The organism is Terriglobia bacterium (assembly GCA_020072845.1).
Lineage (GTDB): Bacteria > Acidobacteriota > Terriglobia > Terriglobales > Acidobacteriaceae > JAIQGF01.
This window is the reverse complement of sequence record JAIQGF010000011.1, coordinates 323,641-339,895: the sequence shown is the minus strand read 5'-3', so window position 1 is coordinate 339,895 and position 16,255 is coordinate 323,641. Positions and strand designations below refer to the sequence as shown.

General features: G+C 63.8%; 16 protein-coding genes. 15 read left to right on the top strand and 1 reads right to left on the bottom strand.

The window, feature by feature from the left end; all coding sequences use genetic code 11:
* Positions 1 to 2: 2 nt before the first annotated feature.
* From LAN70_13045 to LAN70_12990, 12 genes are all read left to right on the top strand, one after another.
* A complete protein-coding gene (locus tag LAN70_13045) occupies positions 3 to 2,138 on the top strand; it encodes a CDC48 family AAA ATPase (GenBank protein MBZ5512080.1) in 2,136 nt (711 codons plus the stop codon).
* Positions 2,138 to 2,956, top strand: a complete 819-nt coding sequence (locus tag LAN70_13040; GenBank protein ID MBZ5512079.1) for a GvpL/GvpF family gas vesicle protein — start codon at positions 2,138 to 2,140, stop codon at positions 2,954 to 2,956. The genes LAN70_13045 and LAN70_13040 overlap by 1 nt, the downstream gene beginning before the upstream one ends.
* On the top strand, positions 2,953 to 3,681 hold the full coding sequence (locus LAN70_13035) for a GvpL/GvpF family gas vesicle protein (GenBank protein MBZ5512078.1): 729 nt from the start codon (positions 2,953 to 2,955) through the stop codon (positions 3,679 to 3,681). The genes LAN70_13040 and LAN70_13035 overlap by 4 nt, the downstream gene beginning before the upstream one ends.
* 460 nt (positions 3,682 to 4,141) lie before the next feature.
* A complete protein-coding gene (gene gvpA, locus LAN70_13030) occupies positions 4,142 to 4,360 on the top strand; it encodes a gas vesicle structural protein GvpA (protein MBZ5512077.1) in 219 nt (72 codons plus the stop codon).
* A 112-nt stretch (positions 4,361 to 4,472) separates the two neighbouring features.
* Positions 4,473 to 4,763, top strand: a complete 291-nt coding sequence (locus LAN70_13025) for a hypothetical protein (GenBank protein ID MBZ5512076.1) — start codon at positions 4,473 to 4,475, stop codon at positions 4,761 to 4,763.
* Positions 4,764 to 5,466: 703 nt separating this feature from the next.
* Positions 5,467 to 6,381 (top strand): gas vesicle protein GvpN, encoded by a 915-nt coding sequence (gene gvpN, locus LAN70_13020; protein MBZ5512075.1) that lies wholly within the window; start codon positions 5,467 to 5,469, stop codon positions 6,379 to 6,381.
* A gap of 169 nt (positions 6,382 to 6,550) precedes the next feature.
* Entirely contained in the window at positions 6,551 to 7,513 is a 963-nt protein-coding gene (locus LAN70_13015; protein MBZ5512074.1) for a GvpL/GvpF family gas vesicle protein, read from the top strand.
* A 21-nt stretch (positions 7,514 to 7,534) separates the two neighbouring features.
* Positions 7,535 to 7,777, top strand: coding sequence for a gas vesicle protein GvpG (locus LAN70_13010; protein MBZ5512073.1), 243 nt, complete (start codon positions 7,535 to 7,537; stop codon positions 7,775 to 7,777).
* Between the two features lie 12 nt (positions 7,778 to 7,789).
* On the top strand, positions 7,790 to 9,763 hold the full coding sequence (locus LAN70_13005) for an ArsA family ATPase (GenBank protein ID MBZ5512072.1): 1,974 nt from the start codon (positions 7,790 to 7,792) through the stop codon (positions 9,761 to 9,763).
* Positions 9,753 to 10,034, top strand: a complete 282-nt coding sequence (locus tag LAN70_13000) for a gas vesicle protein (protein MBZ5512071.1) — start codon at positions 9,753 to 9,755, stop codon at positions 10,032 to 10,034. Before LAN70_13005 ends, LAN70_13000 begins: the two co-directional genes overlap by 11 nt.
* Complete coding sequence (locus LAN70_12995) at positions 10,021 to 10,398, top strand: gas vesicle protein K (protein MBZ5512070.1); 378 nt, start codon at positions 10,021 to 10,023, stop codon at positions 10,396 to 10,398. Before LAN70_13000 ends, LAN70_12995 begins: the two co-directional genes overlap by 14 nt.
* Positions 10,399 to 10,407: 9 nt before the next feature.
* The gene (locus LAN70_12990) at positions 10,408 to 10,731 is read left to right on the top strand and encodes a gas vesicle protein (protein MBZ5512069.1); all 324 of its coding nucleotides are present in this window, start codon (positions 10,408 to 10,410) and stop codon (positions 10,729 to 10,731) included.
* Between the two features lie 64 nt (positions 10,732 to 10,795).
* Here LAN70_12990 and LAN70_12985 read toward each other — a convergent pair whose 3' ends face one another.
* A complete protein-coding gene (locus tag LAN70_12985; GenBank protein MBZ5512068.1) occupies positions 10,796 to 11,095 on the bottom strand; it encodes a hypothetical protein in 300 nt (99 codons plus the stop codon).
* A gap of 289 nt (positions 11,096 to 11,384) precedes the next feature.
* On the opposite strand from LAN70_12985, the gene LAN70_12980 reads away from it, so the two are divergent.
* The 3 genes from LAN70_12980 (at position 11,385) to LAN70_12970 (ending at position 16,168) form a co-directional block, all read left to right on the top strand.
* Positions 11,385 to 11,768, top strand: a complete 384-nt coding sequence (locus LAN70_12980) for an Hpt domain-containing protein (GenBank protein MBZ5512067.1) — start codon at positions 11,385 to 11,387, stop codon at positions 11,766 to 11,768.
* Between the two features lie 9 nt (positions 11,769 to 11,777).
* On the top strand, positions 11,778 to 13,853 hold the full coding sequence (locus LAN70_12975) for a TonB-dependent receptor (GenBank protein ID MBZ5512066.1): 2,076 nt from the start codon (positions 11,778 to 11,780) through the stop codon (positions 13,851 to 13,853).
* A 329-nt stretch (positions 13,854 to 14,182) separates the two neighbouring features.
* On the top strand, positions 14,183 to 16,168 hold the full coding sequence (locus LAN70_12970; protein ID MBZ5512065.1) for a TonB-dependent receptor: 1,986 nt from the start codon (positions 14,183 to 14,185) through the stop codon (positions 16,166 to 16,168).
* The last annotated feature ends 87 nt before the right edge of the window (positions 16,169 to 16,255 follow it).

Genomic DNA, 16,255 nt, shown 5'->3' with positions numbered 1-16,255 from the left:
AAATGGGCGGCAAGCCACTGAAGCTGAAAGTCAGCGAGGCGCTCAGCAAGGACGTGGGCCGGGCCTACGCCCGCATGGGGCCGGAGGACCTGGCCCGGCTGGGGGTGGAGGTCGGAGACATCGTGGAAGTCGCCGGCAAGGCCCGGACCGTCTGCAAGGCCATGCCCGGATTTAAGGACATGCGAGACCAGTCCCAGGTGCAACTGGACGGGCTGACGCGGGAAAACGCGGCCGTCGGGCTGGATGAACATATCGTGGCACGACCTATTTCCTGCCCGGCGGCGGAGCGCGTGGTTCTGCTCCCCACCAACGTCGTCCCCTCGGAGCGCGACATGGACTACATCGGCAGCCGTCTGGACGGGTTGCCGGTCCTGGCGGAGAACCGCATCCGGGCCACCTTGTTCGGATCGCGCTGGGCCGACTTCAAGGTGGAGAGCACGGTGCCCAAGGGCCCGGTGCTGATCGGGCCCGGCACCCAGTTGCTGATCTCCAAGACAAAGCCGCAGCAAGCCGCCGCGCGCGCCATTTCCTACGAGGACATTGGCGGGCTGAAGCCTCACCTGACCCGCATCCGGGAGATGATCGAGCTTCCTCTGCGCTACCCCGAGGTCTTCGAGCGTCTGGGGATCGACGCGCCCAAAGGAGTGCTGCTGTACGGGCCACCGGGCTGCGGCAAGACGCTGATCGCCCGCGCCATCGCCCACGAGACCCAGGCCAGCTTCTTCTCCGTCAGCGGCCCCGAGGTCATCCACAAGTTTTACGGCGAGAGCGAAGCGCATCTGCGGAAGATCTTCGAGGAGGCCGACCGCAAGGCCCCCAGCATTATTTTCCTCGACGAAATCGACGCCATTGCCCCCCGCCGCGAGCAGGTGGTGGGCGACGTGGAGAAGCGGGTGGTGGCGCAGTTGCTGGCGCTGATGGACGGGCTCGCCAGCCGGCGCAAAGTGATCGTGATCGCGGCCACCAACCTGCCGCAAGTACTGGACCCGGCGCTGCGCCGGCCGGGGCGGTTTGACCGGGAGATTTCCATCCCCATTCCCGACCGCCCAGGGCGCCTGCAGATTCTGGAGATCCACAGCCGCGGCATGCCGCTGGGGAAAGAAGTCGACCTGCCCCACCTCGCGGCCATCACCCACGGTTTCGTGGGGGCTGACTTGGAAGCGCTGTGCCGCGAGTCGGCGATGATCTGCCTGCGCCGCATCTTGCCGGACGTGGACTTCGGCCTGGCCCGCATCCCCTACGACCAACTGGCCAAGCTGGAAGTCGAGATGGACGATTTCCTGGCCGCGCTGCAGACCATCGAGCCTTCCGCCATGCGCGAGGTGTTCGTCGATGTCCCCAACGTGAGCTGGGAGGACGTCGGCGGGCTGGCGGAGGTCAAGGCGCGCCTGGTGGAGGCGGTGGAGTGGCCGCTGCGCTACCCCGACCTGTTCAGCCAGGCCGGCGTCAAGCCGCCCAAGGGAATCCTGCTGTCGGGGCCTCCGGGATGCGGCAAGACCCTGCTGGCCAAAGCCATGGCCAGCGAGACCAAGGTGAATTTCATCTCGGTCAAAGGGCCGGAGCTGCTCTCCAAGTACGTGGGAGAGTCGGAGCGGGCGGTGCGCGACATCTTTCGCAAGGCGCGGCAGGCGGCCCCTTGCATTGTTTTCTTCGACGAGATCGACGCGCTCGTGCCCAGCCGTGGTAACGGCGGCTCCGACTCGCACGTCTCGGAACGGGTTCTGAGCCAGTTCCTGGCCGAGTTGGATGGAGTGGAAGAATTGCGGGGGGTGCTGGTGCTGGGCGCCACCAACCGCGCCGACATGCTGGACCCGGCCATCGTGCGGCCCGGCCGCTTCGATGAAATTGTGGAGATCCCGCTTCCCGACGAAGACGGGCGCCGGGAAATTTTCCAGGTGCACTTGCGCAACAAACCGCTGGCCGCCGAGGTGAGCGCGCAAGATCTGGCGTCGCGCAGCGAGGGCTATGGCGGCGCCGAGATCAGCTCGTTATGCCACCAGGCCGCCCTGCGCGCCATCCGGCGCGCCGTGCACGCCGCCGACAAGACCGCAGGCGTTCCGGCGCGGGTCGCCATTGAGCCGGAAGACCTGGAAGCGGCGATGGAGGAGGCCGGCCTCCGGGCCGGAAAACTGACTTGATGGCGGAAAGCGAAGTCGTCCTCTACCTGTTCTGCTTTGCCCGCCCCGAGGAGGCCCGGCAGGTGGCGGGCAGCGGTGTCGACGAGCGCAGCCCGGTGCGTATCTTCCGCCATTCCGCGGAAGTGTGCGCGGTCATCGCCGAGGTGGCGCGCGAAGACTTCTGTGGCCCGGAGGCGGAACGGCGGATGGAGCAGTTGTCCTGGGTGGGGCCGCGCGCGCTGCGCCACGAGGCGGTGATCGAAGAAGTGATGGAACATTCTCCGGTATTGCCGGCGCGCCTCGGCACGCTGTTCTCGTCGTTGCCCGCCCTGACCCAATTCATGGATGCGCACCGGGAAGTCATTGCGGAGTTTCTGGGCCGGGTGGCCGGCCACCGGGAATGGTCGGTGCAAGGCCGGTTCGACCGAGTGCGCGCCCAGCAGGTGCGGGCGGCGGAAAGGCTGGCGGCCGAACAGCGCCATCTGTCCGGCCTCCCCGAGGGGATGCGCTACTTCACCGAGAAGCGCATCCGCCAACAGGCGGAGCAGGAACTGGGAGGCTGGCTGGAGCGGACCCAGCGGCAAGTCGCGCACAATCTGGCCCAGCACGCCGCCGACTTCCGGGAATGCGCCCCGCGGGCCCGCGAGTGCTCCGACAACCAAGCCGAGGAGGTGCTGAATTGGGCGTTCCTGCTGCACGAATCGAAGGCAGCTTCGTTCCTGCAGGAAGTCGACCGCGCCAACCTGGAGCACGCCGTCGAAGGATTGCAGTTTGAACGTTCCGGCCCCTGGCCGCCTTTCCGTTTCGTTCCCGCGCTGGCTGGGGCGGAAGCACCATGAGTAACCTGCTGTACGCGATCTTCCGCGGCCCTTGGCCGCCGGAACTGACGCTGCCCGCCGGCGTGGCCGGCCAACCGGTGGCGGTGCTGGAGCACCAAGACTTGGGCGCGGCGGTTTCCGCGCTGGCCCAAGCCGGGGCGCCGGCGGATGTCCCCAGCCTGGTCGCGCACGAGCAGGTGGTCGAGTTTTTCTTCCGCCACCGGACGGTGATTCCGCTGCGCTACGGCGCCGTGGTCGGCGAGCAACGCGAGGTCAAGGCGCTATTGGAAACACATCAGGCGGAATACCGTGCTTTGCTGCATGCACTCGACGGGTGCGCCGAGATGGGGATCCAGCTTCTGCTCGACGGCTCCCCTGGCCGCGCCCAGACGGACTCGGCGGCGGTTGCGCCGGCGCAGCTTCGCTCCGCCGAGCCGCCGGGCGCTTCTTATCTGTTGGCCAAAAAGCTCTCCTACCGCAGCGCCGACCGGATGGTGCAGCGGGAGAGCGAGCTGGTGGAAGAGATTTCGGCGTCCGTCGCCGGGCTGTTCGTCCGCCGCAAGGTGGAGCGGCCTTCTCGCGACCGCCTGCTCCGTCTTTACTTCCTGGTGCCGCGCGCGGCGGTGGAATGTTTTCGCCGGACGAGCCGGCAGAGTTCCCGGAACCAGCCGGTCAAGCTGCTCTTGAGCGGGCCGTGGCCGCCGTACAACTTCGTCGATGGCAATCCTGGCGGCGCGATTCTGTAACCCAGCGAGCTCTTTTTCTTCGTCTGTGGACACCATGCCCCACTGTTGACGCTTGCGCTCCATGGTTTGCGCGCCCGAGCGGGCAGGAGCGGCGGCGGTCGTGGCGTGGCGTAGCGTGTGTGCCTCGTCTTCCTGCCGCGCCGGCGCGGCGCCAGTTCCCCAACAACTCCACCCCGTCCGGGCCACCACGACTCGCTTTCTCTCGTCAGGCCGAAGTCCAGCATTACAGGGACTTACGCGGCCGGCGAGGAAGAGCGCACTCGGCCGGCAACAACGCGGCGCCACAGTTGGCATGCGGCTCAACTCATGCTGCGAGTCTTCTGCCGCTGGACGGGAAAAGATTTGCACACCTGCGCTGGTAGGCGCCTTGCTCTTAGTGCCGCAGACGGGTTCGCAGCCGTCGGTTCAAGCTCGACTGCGACAAAAGGTAAATTTTTGCTTACCGGAAAGGAGAACCAACATGGCGAAGGTCCAGAAATCCACCGATTCTTCCAGCCTGGCGGAAGTGGTCGATCGGATTCTTGATAAAGGCATCGTCATCGACGCGTGGGCGAAGGTATCGCTGGTCGGGATCGAATTGCTCTCGGTCGAGGCTCGGGTAGTGATCGCCTCTGTCGAGACCTACCTGAAGTACGCCGAGGCTATCGGCCTGACGGCAACTGCCGCGGCTCCGGCCTAGCCGTAGCTGAGGTGGGAAGCCGCTGCCAAAGTGGAGGGCCGCTTTCTGGCCCTCCCCTCTGGTCAACGCGGCGAGAGCAGCAGAACGGTAAGAAGAGGAAAGGAGAATCACCGTGGCTAAGTTGACCGAAGACATGACTCGGTTGTGCGAGGAGATCCAGACTCTGCGGGCCAACCGCGAAGGGCTGAAGAAGGAGCTGGCGGAGACGAGCAAAGCGCGCCAGATGGAGGTGGTGAAAAGCTGCGCCGCCTTTGCCGACGCGCTGGCGCGCAAAGCCAGGCTCGCCCACGACAACCGGATCAGCTTCCTGGGCCACCTCAAGCACCGGGTCAGCGAGCAGGCAAGGGAGATGCAGGACGATCTGACGATGGTGCGGCGGATGTGGGGCAAACGAGAGGCCTAGGCGGCAGAGGAGGGCAGCAGCACCGCCCGCTGCCAGTTGAGGGCGGGCAGCGGTCCAGGAGGAGCACGATGGGCGGCATGGCGGAAGGCTTGTTCCGAGTCCACGACGAAATCCTACGGTTGCGCCGGCAGCGCGAGTTGCTGCTGGCTAGCCGGGAGGAGGAAACCCGGGACCGGCGAGCAGCGGTGTCCCGCATGCTGACTCGCTTCTCCCGGGAACTGGCCGAGGCCGCCGGCCGGGGCAGGATCCGGCGGATGGATTTTCTGGCGGATCTGCGGCGAGAAGTCTTGCGCCTGCTGGACGGTCTGGAGGCGGACTGCGGCGGAGCGCGGGAAGCTCTCGTACGCCTGGCAGGCGCCCGGGGCGGCCCGGCAGCCAGAATCCGGATCAGGAGGAACAGTGCGACTAATGGCGCCGCCGCGCCCGCACGGCGGCCGCCGAAGGGCAGGGCAACCGCCGAACGACAGCAAGCCAAAAACAAGCAACACCAGACCGGGCACCGGCGCGGGAAAACCCGGCGCCGGCCTCGGCGTTGAAGCGCGAAAGGAGCAGCATCGTGCCGTCAGTTTTTGAACCAGCAGAGGAGGCCACCGACGTCCCCGAGCCGCCTACCAATGGCGACGGCTTTCACTTGTACTCCCAGGACGAGCTGAGGACCTTGGCCGAGGAGGTCAACGTTGTCCCCGAGCCCAGCGACAGCTTTGTGGTGACTCCCTACGTCGACGCCCTGACCGCCCGCGCGCTCGCCTACCTGGAGGTCGGGTACGCGCTGCACTTCGCAGGCCCGGCGGGAACCGGCAAGACCACGCTGGCGCTGCACGTAGCCAGCCGGCGCGGCCGGCCGGTCATTCTGATCCACGGCGACGACGAGTACGCCAGTTCCGACCTGGTGGGCAAGGACTCCGGCTACCACAAGTCCAAACTGGTGGACAATTACATCCACTCGGTGGTGAAGACGGAAGAGAGCCTGAGCACGGTGTGGGAAGACCGCCGTCTCACCACCGCCTGCCTGAAAGGCTACACGCTGATCTACGACGAATTCAACCGCTCCCGGCCGGAGGCCAACAATGTCCTGCTCAGCGTGCTGGAGGGCAAGATCCTGAGTTTGCCCAACCTGCGGCGCTCGGGAGAGGGCAATCTGCACGTGCATCCGGAGTTTCGGGCGATTCTGACCTCGAACCCGGAAGAGTACGCCGGCGTCCACAAGACCCAGGACGCGCTGCTGGACCGGCTGATCACCATCAACCTGGGGCACTTCGACCGCGACACCGAGATCGCCATCGCCATCGCCAAGTCGGGGCTGGAGCGCGGTGACGCGGAGACCATCATCGACATCCTGCGCGAGCTGCGCGGCATTGGCGTCAACAACCATCGTCCGACCATCCGCGCGGGCATCGCCATCGCCCGCATCCTGGCGCACTACCACGGCTCGGCCAAGGCGGGGGATGAGATTTTCCGGACCATCTGCCATGACGTGCTCAATAACGACACCGCCAAAGTCACCCGCGAAGGCAAATCGCTGATGGCGGACAAGGTGGAAGAGACGATCGGCAAAGTGTGCGGCGAAACGCCGCGGCGGCCCGGCCGGGGGCGCCGGCGGGAACGGGAGAAGGAGTAAACCATGTCGATTCCACTGCGAGGACTCAGAACCATTCGCACTCTGGCGGGCAAGGTGAACCAGACCGTGGTGCCGCATCGGGCGCACCTGCAGATCGCCTGCCTGGAGATCGAGAAGACCCGGCGGGCGACGGAGCGGACCAGCGTCCTGCGGCGGGCGGCGGAGCTGGATGCCCGGCTCGCGGAAATCGAAGCGGAGCAAGCCCGCCTGTTGCAGGCTCTGGCGGAGCGCAAAGAAAAAACCGCCGCTGGGCCGAGGCCGCTGTCGCGGGGGCGGGCTCATCCGTTCCGCATCCGCTACTAGCCGGCGGGCGAAGGAGAACACTGTGCGTAGCCATAGTTTGACAGCTCATGCCGCGACCCAATTCCCGGCCCCGGCGCCGCGCCCGGCAGTACGCCAAAAGGCGTACCTGTACGCCATCATCGCCGGCGCCCAGGACAAAGTGTACGGAGGATTCGGCATCCACGGCCATGACGTGTACTCGGTCCCGACCGGAACCATCGCGGCCGTGATCAGCGACCTCCCGAACGGGTCGGTGCGTCCGGAGCGCGCTCATCTCGCCGCCCACCATGAAGTTTTGAAGAGGCTGATGGCGGAGACCACGCCGCTGCCCATGTCGTTTGGGACGGTGGCCGAGAGCCCGGCGGCGGTGCGGCGGATGCTGCTGCGCAACCAAAAAGCCCTGGCCGGGCAACTGGAGCATCTGGCGGGCAAGGTGGAGATGGGCCTGCGGGTCACTTGGGATGTTCCCAACATTTTTGAGTATTTCGTGAACACGCATCCCGAGTTGCGGGTGGCGCGGGACCGGCTGCTGGGCGTGAACTGCGCGCCCACGCAGGAACACAAGATTGAGGTGGGCAGCATGTTCGATCGGCTGCTGAACCAGGACCGGGAAGCCTACGCGGCCCAGGCGATGGGAATGTTGGAGGGCCGCGAATTTGAAATCCGGGCGTTGAAATGCCGCAGCGAGCGCGAGGTGATGAACCTAACGTGCCTGGTGCGGCGCGAGGCGATGTCCAGCTTTGAGGCCGCGGTTTTCGAGGTGGCGAAGCAGTTCGACAACAATTTTGCCCTCGACTACAACGGGCCGTGGGCGCCGCACAACTTCGTGGACGTCAAGCTCGACCTGTAGGCGCTCAAGAGGAGGGTGCCGGTGATCCTGGTGGACGATATCCTGCTGGCCCCGTTTCGCGGCCTGCTCTGGATTTTCGAGGAGATCCACCGCGCCGCTCAGGAGGAGATGGTCGGCGACGCCGAGTCCATCACGGCGGAGCTCAGCACTCTTTACATGAGGCTAGAAACGGGAAAGATCACCGAGCAGGAATTCGCGGAGCAGGAGAAGGTGCTGCTGGATCGGCTGGACAAGATCCAGGGACCGGAGCGGATGATCGAATAGCGGAAAGGAAGCGTGGGGGGAGGCATGGAAGGCGCGGGGAAGATGCCGGAGCCGGTCTTTCTGGAACCTCGCAGCTTGCAGTTGCTGATCTTCGGCGGAAAAGGCGGTGTGGGCAAGACCACCTGCGCCACCGCCGCGGCATTGCGCCTGGCGAGGCGCGCGCCCCAATCATCGTTTCTGCTGGTCTCCACCGACCCGGCGCACTCCCTCGCCGACAGCCTGGCGGGTCTGGTCCCGCCGCAAAACCTCAAAGTTCTGGAGCTGGACTCCGAGGCGTATCTGCTGAAGTTCAAGCAGAAGCACAACCAGCATCTGCGCGAAATCGCAGCGCGCGGAACTTTCTTGGACGACGACGAGATCAACCGCTTCCTCGACCTTTCTCTGCCCGGCCTGGACGAGTTGATGGCGTTCCTGGAGATCGCCGCTTGGGTGGAACAACGCGTGTACGACTGCATCCTGGTCGACACCGCTCCCAGCGGCCACACCCTGCGCCTGCTGACCATGCCGGAGTTTCTGCGCAAGTGGCTGGCCATGCTGGAGACCCTGCTGGCCAAGCACCGCTACATGAGATGGGCCTTTGCCCGCTCCCGCGAGCGCGATGAACTGGATGCATTCCTGGAAGAGCTGGCTGCCTCGGTGAAGCGCGTGGAGGAGGTTCTGGCGGATTCCCAGCGCTGCAGTCTCGTTCTGGTCATGCTGGCGGAGCCGATGAGCCTCAGTGAAACCGTCTCGATCGTGAAGGAGGCGGATTATCTCAAGCTGCCGGTGCGCGACATCATCGTCAACAAGCTCTACCCGTTGAATGGCTGCCGGGTCTGCCGCCATGAATACTTTCTGCAGGCGCTCTCTCTCCGCGAGCTGTTCCTTCAGACTTGCCTGCCCAGGTTCGCGCTGTGGGGCATTCCCTTGCACGAGGAAGAAGTTCGAGGAGCAACCGCACTGGAGTCATTCTGGGATGCGGCCCGGCCCATCCGCCAGCCTGCGGCGGAGGTGGCGGAGGAGATGGCGCCGCCGGTAGTCCAGCTAGGAGCGGGGATGCAGGTTCCCCGGCCGGAAGTTGCGCTGCTGATTTTCGCGGGCAAAGGCGGCGTGGGCAAGACCACGCTGGCATGCGCCGCTGCCCTGCACTTGGCGGAAAGTTCATCACGCAGAGTTCTCCTGGTTTCCACCGGGCCCTCCCACTCACTGTCGGGGTGCCTGGACCTGGCCATCGAGGCCGAGCCCAAACGCATCCTCCCGGGCTTAGACGCCCTGGAGATTAACTCGCAGGCGGAATTCGAGGCGCTGAAGCAGCAGTATGCAGGAGACATCGAGAAGTTTCTGGAGTCGGTTTCCAGCAACTTCGATTTGGCCTTCGACCGCGAGGTCCTGGAACGGACCCTGGATCTTTCTCCGCCGGGATTGGACGAGGTGATGGGCTTGACCAGCGTGATGGCGCTGCTGGCTTCGCGGGACTACGACGTGCTGGTGCTGGATTCGGCGGCCACCGGCCACCTGATCCGGCTGTTGGAGCTGCCCGAGATTATCGATCAATGGCTGAAGGCCTTCTTTGCCGTGCTGCTGAAGTACCGCCAGGTTTTCCGGCTGACCGAGTTTTCCCAGAAACTGGTGGAGATGTCCAAGAACCTGAAAAAGCTACGGCAGTTGCTGAAGGACCCGGCCGGATCGGCCCTCTACGCGGTGAGCATTCCAACCCTGATGGCTTTTGAGGAGACTCGCGATCTGCTGGCAGCCTGTGGACGCTTGGAAATCGCGGTGCCGGGACTGTTCATCAACCTGGTCACGCCCGCCAGCGATTGCGGGTTGTGTTCGGCCCTGAACCGCCGGGAAGCGCTGATTTGCGAGAGGTTCAAACGGAGCTTTCACGGCCGCATCACCCAGGTCTACCGCCACGGAGAGATTCGCGGGCTGCACGCGCTGCGCCAACTGGGAGAAGCGCTGTATCAAACGGGGCGGTGGAAAGCGATGGCAGTCCATGCCGGTTGAGAACACAACCACGGCAGGGCTGATCGCGGCGCCACGCCTGGCCTTGAAGGAGTCGCAGCAGATTTCCTTATGCGAGGTGCTGGACCGGGTGCTGAACAAGGGGGTCGTGGTGGATGGGGAGGCCACGATTTCGGTAGCTGGAATTGACCTCATCTACCTGGGGCTGAAGCTGGTGCTGACTTCCATCGAAACAGCTCGCCTGGGCTGGCATGGCGCCGCGGCGGATCCGGGGGCGCCCATCGGGGAGGAGACGGCTAATGCGACCTTGTGACCTGGCGCGGGTGGAGTCCGACAACCTGAGCGATTTTGCCCAGGTGATGCAGGCCGACCGGCTGCTCGCGCCCGAGTCGCGCCAGATGCGGCGCTGCCGGACCCCGCGCCTGAACCTCGAGGGCAACCAGACCAAGAACGGGCTGGGACAACTGGTGCTGACTCTCGTCAAGGTACTGCACGAATTGCTGGAGCGGCAAGCCATCCGGCGGGTGGAGGCCGGGTCCCTGAGCGCCGAGCAGGTGGAAAGGCTGGGCCTGGCCCTGATGCAGCAAAGCCAGGAAATTGAACGGCTGCGCAAAGAATTCGGCCTGGAAGAAGAAGATCTCAACCTCGACCTGGGCCCGTTGGGGAAGCTTCTGTAAGGAGACGTCATGATTCAAAAACACGGCCTGTCGCACTCGGTGGAAAGTTCCACCCTGGCGGACGTGCTGGAGCGCGTTCTGGACAAAGGGATCGTCATTGCCGGCGACATCCGCGTCAAGCTCGTCGACATCGAGCTGCTCTCCATCCAGATTCGCCTGGTCATCTGCTCGGTGGATAAAGCCAAGGAAATGGGCATGGACTGGTGGGTGAACAATCCCATCTTTCGTCCCGACAAGCAGGCGGAAATCGCACCCGGCTCTCTGGCCGGCATCGAGGAAAGAATGTCCCGGCTGGAAGCTTCCCTGAGCAAAGTGGCTGTGCCGGCAAGCTGAGCACACCGAGTGGTCAGGGGCCGGAGCGGCTTCCAGTATTTAGAGAGAGGATGTAATGGTTGACTTACAGCGCGTATTCAAGCAGTTGAAGCAAGAGCGGAGGCGGGCTCAAAAGGAACTGCAACGGCTGGAGAATGCGGTTGCAGCGTTCGGCAAACTCGTCGGACGGCGGACCGCCAGGGCCACGCGAATACTTTCTGCTGCCACCCGAAAGAAGATAGCTGCGGCTCGGCGCGCGCGTTGGGCAAAGCTCAAGGCAAGGTAGGGAATCTGCCGGCCGGTTGCGGATGCCGGCGCGGCGCGAGAAATCAAAACCTGCTGCGCTGGCCGGGTCGACAACAAGCAGAATTTCGCCATTCCGCAAGGACACATCGAATCAATCCGCAGCTCCCGAAGCGAAAACGCCGCACTGCCAGGGCAGGCGCGCTTGTCAAAACGGGCCTCGGTCCAATACGAAACGACCATTCGCCGCCGGGGGCGCATTTCCGCGCCGGTGCGAAATCAGTTGTAGTAATCAGAGAACACGGCGCGACGCATGGCTGCCGGCGCGAAGCCGGCGATCAAGATTGCGGCGGTGCGCTGCATGCCGCATCGAGCCTCGCCATCAAGGATGAAAGGGGCGATGGGAGCGCATCGCTGAAAGGAGCATCCAGTTGCCGCCACAAACGAAATCTCCACCATCGCAGGAAACCCCTTGTTTCGACGCCGCCGCGCTGATGCGTCACGTAGGCGGCGACCGGAAGTTATTGCGGGAAATCATCGAAATCTTCCTGGCTACGGCCCCGCAGATGCTGACCGACGCAAGAGACGCGGTCATGAGCGGTGACTGCCAGAAAGTAGAACGAGCGGCACATGCGCTACGAGGCGCGGCCAGTAACTTTTTTTCTGCCCGCGTCGACCAGGCTGCTCTGGCGCTTGAAACCATGGGCCGAAGCCGCGATTTGGCCGATGCGAAGAGCGCATTCGGAGTCCTGGCAGCGGAGTTCGACCAATTGCGCTCCTGGCTGGAGCGGATGCTTCGCGGCGAACCAGCCTGAGGTAGCGTCATGACAACCAAGACGAACCGGATTCCCAGCGGCAGTCCGCATGCGGCCGGATGCGGCCCTTTCGTCCGCTGCCTCCGCTCGTCTCGGTACCTCGCTTTCATCTTGCTGGTTTGGGCGGTGGCGCCGTCGGTCGGCGCGCAACAAAAACCCGACCTCTTTCAGATGACGATCGAAGACCTGATGAAGATTGAGGTCACCTCGGCGGCGAAAAAGGAACAGACGCTGCTCCAAATCCCGGCGGCGGTGTACGTGATCACGCAGGAGGATATCCGCCGCTCGGGGGTGACGAGTTTACCCGAGGCGTTGCGCCTTGCCCCCGGCGTGCACGTGGCCCAGATCAACACCAACAGTTGGGCGATCAGCATCCGCGGCTTCAATTACCGCTTTGCCGACAAGCTGCTGGTCATGATTGACGGCCGCACCATCTACTCCCCGATCTTTTCCGGCGTTTTCTGGGAGCTGCACGACATTCCGCTGGAGGATATCGAGCGCATCGAGGTGGTGCGCGGGCCGGGGGGCACGCTGTGGGGCGCCAACGCCATGAATGGCGTGATCAACATCATTACCAAGCGCGCCCAGGACACCCAGGGCCTGCTGATCGCTGGCTCCGTCGGGTCGCAGCATCAGGACGGCGGCGAGGTGCGCTTCGGCGGCGCCCACGGAGACGACCTCGCCTACCGCGTTTATGGCAAGTACCTGCACTGGGGCCGCGGTCCTGATCTCCAGACTTCCGGCGCCGATGCCTACGACGGCTGGGACATGGTGCGCGGCGGATTCCGTCTCGATTGGTCACCGTCGCCGCGCGACAAGCTTACCTTTTCCGGGGACCTTTTCCGCGGCAACGAGGAGAACGCCTATCCCTTCCCCACCTTGGTTCCGCCCTATCTGGTCAATGCAAAATACGACTCGATCGCCCGCGGCGGCAACCTGCTCGCGAAATGGAGCCGCGATTTTTCGCCAAGGTCCAGCCTGAACCTGCGGATCTTCTACGACCGCGCGCAGCGCACGATCGTGCCGGGCTTCTCCCCCTTGTACGAAGTGCTCGATGTTGACCTGCAGCACCGCCTGTCGCTGGGAAAACGCCACGAACTGGTCTTCGGCGGTGGATTCCGCAGCGGCCAGTATCACTCTCACGACACTTTTGTTGTGAGACTCGATCCCAGCGACCAGAGGCTCAACACCGCCAATGGCTTCCTGCAAGACGAGATCATGCTGGCCAAGGATCGGCTCTGGCTGGTGCTGGGATCCAAGTTCGAGCACAACCAATACACCGGGTTCGAGGCGCAGCCGAATCTGCGTCTCCATTGGCAGCCGCGCAGCAAGCATATGTTTTGGGCAGCGGTCTCGCGAGCCTTGACGACGCCCAACGATTTTCAGGAAGTCGGGCAGCGCGTGTCCACCATCTCGCCCGGACCGGGTGGCCTGGCCGTCGTCGCGCTCTCCCGGGGAAACCGGCGGCTGAAGGCGCAGAACCTCATTGCCTATGAAGCCGGATATCGCACCCAGCCGAACAAGCGCCTGGCACTCGACATCAGCGCCTTTTTCAACAGTTATCACCAATATGTCGACGTTGCCCCGGGGATGCCTTACCCGGAAACGACTCCCGCACCGGCGCACCTGGTCGTGCCGCTCCAGTTCGTGAACAACATAATCCGGCATAACTACGGCCTCGAATTCACCGGCACCTACGCGCCCAACAGTTTCTGGAAGCTGATGTGGGGCTACTCCTGGCTGGTAAATGGTGCCTTCATAATTTCGGATCCGGCAAGCTCTCCGTTTCGCTCCGGGGACGACCCCAGGCATCAATTCCAGGTGCGGTCGTTTTTCTCCCTCGCCCACCACCTGGAGTGGGACTCGAGCCTGTTTTACGTCAGCCGCCTGCCCCCTCAATCTCTGCCCAGCTATGTCCGTTTCGATACCCGGTTGGGGTGGCGGGCAGGCGAACACGTGGAGATCAGTGTTGTCGGCCAGAACTTGCTCGATCCGCATCACCCGGAATTCACTGCTCCGGAACTGTGGACGCAGCCGGCGCAAGTGGGACGCAATGCGTATGTGAAATTCACCTGGCGCTTTTGAGGAAACGCCGGAGACCTGATTTCTGGGATCAGCGGTGATCGGCCGCCCGCAGGCACATCACCCTGGAGACTGGCTCAAACGATGTACCGCAGCGCTTGGCTGAGCAGCCCGACCGAAGCCCTCCGGAGGGCGCAGAAGCCGGTGTCACAGACCTGGACCCGCCGTTCGCTGGCGCCGCAGAAAACTGCCGCTCCTTCGGTGAACCGTTATGGGCCGCGGTTCGCAAGTGGAACCAGTCCCATCCGTTTCTCGCTCCTCATCGCTACTCCGGTATTCCGCCGTGCTAGCCTCCGGAATGAAGCTCCACCCGTGCATTTGTGGAGGCTTTGATGGCGTCCTCCGGATACACAACACGACATCTCGCGTGGCGTCTTTCCGTCCTGGCGGCCGTCTTAGCCTTGGCACTTCCTTCCTTTCCGCAACGGCCGGCTCGCGATCTGACCGAAGCCACGATTGAAGAATTGATGAACATCACGGTCACCACCGTGAGCAAGAAAGAGCAGACGCTCACCTCCGCTCCCGCGGCGGTGTACGTGATCACGCAGGAAGACATCCGCCGCTCGGGAGTGACAAGTTTACCGGAGGCGTTGCGCCTTGCCCCCGGGGTGCAGGTGGCCCAGCTCACGTCCTCGGACTGGGCCGTCAGCATCCGCGGAGCAAACTCACGCTTCGCCAACAAGCTGTTGGTTCTCGTGGACGGACGCACCGTGTACACGCCGAGCTTTTCGGGTGTGTTCTGGGCCGAACAGGATCTTCTGCTGGAGGACATCGACCGCATCGAGGTCATCCGCGGTCCGGGGGCGTCGCTCTGGGGCACCAACGCGGTCAACGGCGTCATCAACATTATCACCCGCCCGGCAGACGAGACGAACGGCGGGTTCGTCGGCGGCGGCGTGGGCTCCTGGGAGCGCGCGACTCTTTTCGCGCGCTACGGCGGTCGCGCTGGCGATCATGGCAATTACCGCGTGTTCATCAAACACGCGCGGCGGGCAGACTTGGCCGACACGGGCGCCCTGGGCGTCGATGACTCCTGGAACTCCACCCGCGGAGGATTTCGCGCTGATTGGAAGCTCAACCGCCAAGCGGACGCGATCACCTTCGAGGGTGAAGGTTATCAATCGGCTCCCGACGTATTTGCGCCGGGGCCATCCCTGCCCTTTCCCGGATTGGCCTCCTCTCAGGGTGGCAATCTGCTGGCGCGATGGCAACACCGTTTGTCCAACGGATCGGAATTCAGCGCGCGGGTTTACTTCGATGAAACCCGCCAGTCATTTCCCGAAGTGATGGACTTGCGGCACGACACCCTCGACCTGGATTTTCAATACAACGCCCGTGTGGGGAAGAAGCATGACCTGGTATGGGGAGGAAACTTCCGCAACATCCGGCAGCGGACCTGGGGAACACCGGCCATTCACTTCGATCCGCCCGCCCGCACGTTTCACATCTTCAGCGGCTTCGTACAGGACGAAATTACCTTGAGCCCCGCGCTTGTGCTCACCCTGGGAACGAAGTTCGAATCCGATACGTTGGCCGGTGTTAGCGCGCAACCCACCGCCCGTATTCTCTTTGCACCCTCCACTCGTCACAGCTTCTGGGCGGCCATTTCACGCGCCATGCGGAGTCCCAGCGAATTGGAAGCGGAGGCGCACTTCACGCTGCCGGGATTCCCCACGCCTTGGGGTTGGCCGAAATACGTGCAACTGCTCGGCAACCCGGATCCGGTTTCCGAGGAACTGGTGGCTTACGAGGTCGGGTATCGCACCCGGCCTGCGCGCCATTGGCTCATAGATGCGGCCTTGTTCTTCAACCGGTATCACCATCTGGCCAACTTTGGGCTGGCGCAACACATGCCGGTGACGCCGGACCTGATACCCCTGGTGACAACCAACACCGTATCTGCCAACTCCCACGGCGCCGAACTATCGGCGACGTACACGCCTTGGAGTCGGTGGAAAATCACGGGCAGTTACAGTTGGCTGCATTTTTCTCGCGAACGGGCAGGAGAGTTCCCTGAGTTCTCCGGTTCCGGCGATAATCCTGCCCACCAGTTCCAGATTCATTCTTACCTGTCCCTGCCGGGAAAGGTGGAGTTCGACAGCCACCTGTATTTCGTGGACAGACTTCCGACGCAGCCCGTTCCTCGTTACACACGCGTGGACTTGCGCCTCGGGTGGCGTCCTAACCAGCACCTGGAGTGTAGCTTGGCGGGTCAGAACCTGCTGGATTCCGCGCACCGGGAATTCTTCACCGGCATCCAGGGCGCGCCCCTCGAGGTGCGCCGCAGTGTCTTCGCCAGATTTAGCTGGAGATTCTAATTGGGCACCACCATATGGCCTGGCAAACAAGGGCGACGCAACCGATCCTGATTCCCGGGTGCGATCGCATTCTTGCTTCCCGCAGAA

Bases quoted from the DNA above. Each gene is read 5' to 3' on its own strand.
- LAN70_13045 (MBZ5512080.1), top strand. From the start codon at position 3: ATGGGCGGCAAGCCACTGAAGCTGAAAGTCAGCGAGGCGCTCAGCAAG.
- LAN70_13040 (MBZ5512079.1), top strand. From the start codon at position 2,138: ATGGCGGAAAGCGAAGTCGTCCTCTACCTGTTCTGCTTTGCCCGCCCC.
- LAN70_13035 (MBZ5512078.1), top strand. From the start codon at position 2,953: ATGAGTAACCTGCTGTACGCGATCTTCCGCGGCCCTTGGCCGCCGGAA.
- gvpA (MBZ5512077.1), top strand. From the start codon at position 4,142: ATGGCGAAGGTCCAGAAATCCACCGATTCTTCCAGCCTGGCGGAAGTG.
- LAN70_13015 (MBZ5512074.1), top strand. From the start codon at position 6,551: ATGCCCGGCTCGCGGAAATCGAAGCGGAGCAAGCCCGCCTGTTGCAGG.
- LAN70_13000 (MBZ5512071.1), top strand. From the start codon at position 9,753: ATGCCGGTTGAGAACACAACCACGGCAGGGCTGATCGCGGCGCCACGC.
- LAN70_12995 (MBZ5512070.1), top strand. From the start codon at position 10,021: ATGCGACCTTGTGACCTGGCGCGGGTGGAGTCCGACAACCTGAGCGAT.
- LAN70_12990 (MBZ5512069.1), top strand. From the start codon at position 10,408: ATGATTCAAAAACACGGCCTGTCGCACTCGGTGGAAAGTTCCACCCTG.
- LAN70_12975 (MBZ5512066.1), top strand. From the start codon at position 11,778: ATGACAACCAAGACGAACCGGATTCCCAGCGGCAGTCCGCATGCGGCC.
- LAN70_12970 (MBZ5512065.1), top strand. From the start codon at position 14,183: ATGGCGTCCTCCGGATACACAACACGACATCTCGCGTGGCGTCTTTCC.